Annotated in this window: 1 protein-coding gene and 1 pseudogene; both read left to right on the forward strand. The window is 67.2% G+C overall.

Translation table 11 applies throughout. The annotated features are described in order from the left end of the window. Positions 1 to 900: pseudogene (locus AWB68_RS45005) on the forward strand (F0F1 ATP synthase subunit alpha); the annotation flags it as partial. Then, positions 897 to 1328 (forward strand): F0F1 ATP synthase subunit gamma (locus AWB68_RS45010; RefSeq protein WP_200828982.1); only part of this gene is annotated, 432 nt, incomplete at its 3' end. The pseudogene AWB68_RS45005 and the gene AWB68_RS45010, both read left to right, overlap by 4 nt.

Consider the following 1328-nt stretch of genomic DNA (forward strand, 5'->3'; position numbering starts at 1 on the left):
GCGCCCGAGCGCTGCGTCTTCGTATTCGCGTCGGGCGCGGCATCGGCGGGACTGCAATGGATCGCGCCCTTCAGCGCCATGACGATCGCCGAGTACTTTCGCGACCGCGGGCAGCATGCGCTGATCGTGATCGACGACCTGACCAAGCACGCAGCGACCCATCGCGAGCTTGCGTTGCTCACGCGCGAGCCGCCGGGACGCGAGGCGTATCCGGGCGACATCTTCTACCTGCATGCGCGGCTGCTCGAACGTGCCGCGAAGCTGTCGGCAGAGCGCGGGGGCGGCTCGCTCACCGCGTTGCCGATCGCGGAAACCGATGCGGGCAACCTGTCGGCCTATATTCCGACCAACCTGATCTCCATCACCGACGGCCAGATCGTCCTCGACACGGGCCTGTTCGCCGCGAACCAGCGGCCCGCCATCGATGTGGGCCTGAGCGTGAGCCGCGTCGGCGGCAAGGCGCAGATGCCCGCGTTGCGAAAGGTATCGGGCCGCTTGCGCCTCGACTATTCGCAGTTCCTCGAACTGGAGATGTTCTCGCGCTTCGGCGGACTGACCGACGCGCGCATCAAGGCGCAGGTGGTGCGCGGCCAGCGCATTCGCGCGCTGATCACACAGCCGCGCTTTACGCCGTTACGCGCGCTCGACGAGGTCGCCCTGCTCGCCGCGCTGGCCGAAGGCGTATTCGACGACTTTCCCGTCGAGCAAATTCCCGTGATGCGGACGCGCCTTGCGGCGCATCTCGATGCACACGGCGGGACGGCGGCGGCTGCGTTGAAAGAGAGCGGCACACTCGAACCGGCAGCCCAGGCGACGCTCGTCGCGGCCGTGCGTGACCTCGCTCAGGCGTGTGGAACGCCAGCGCCCGCAGCGACGCAACCTGACGGGAAGTCGTCATGAGCAACAAGCTCAGTGAGGTTCAACAGCGCATTTCAAGCGTGCATGAACTCGAATCGGTGGTGAGCGCGATGCGCGGCATCGCGGCGGCCCGCTCGCTCGAAGCGCAGAGCCGCCTCGATGCCATTCGGGCGTGCGCCGGGATGGTCGGCGCCGCGATCGGCGACGCCCTCATGCTCGACCGCGGCGACGACAAGCCGGACGAACTTCCGAAATCATTCTCCGATGCAACGCTCGTCATCATCCTGTGCGCCGAGCAGGGCTTCGTCGGCACGTTCAACGAACATGTGATCGAGAGCGCGGCGCAGTGCGTCGGGCCGCATTCGACCGAATTTCTGCTGATCGGCAATCGCGGGGCCGGCGTCGCTGCGGAGCACGCACTGACGATCGGCTGGTCCGCGGCGATGGTCGCTCATGCCGACGAAGTCCCG

The sequence above is a fragment of the Caballeronia choica genome (assembly GCF_001544535.1).
GTDB lineage: Bacteria > Pseudomonadota > Gammaproteobacteria > Burkholderiales > Burkholderiaceae > Caballeronia > Caballeronia choica.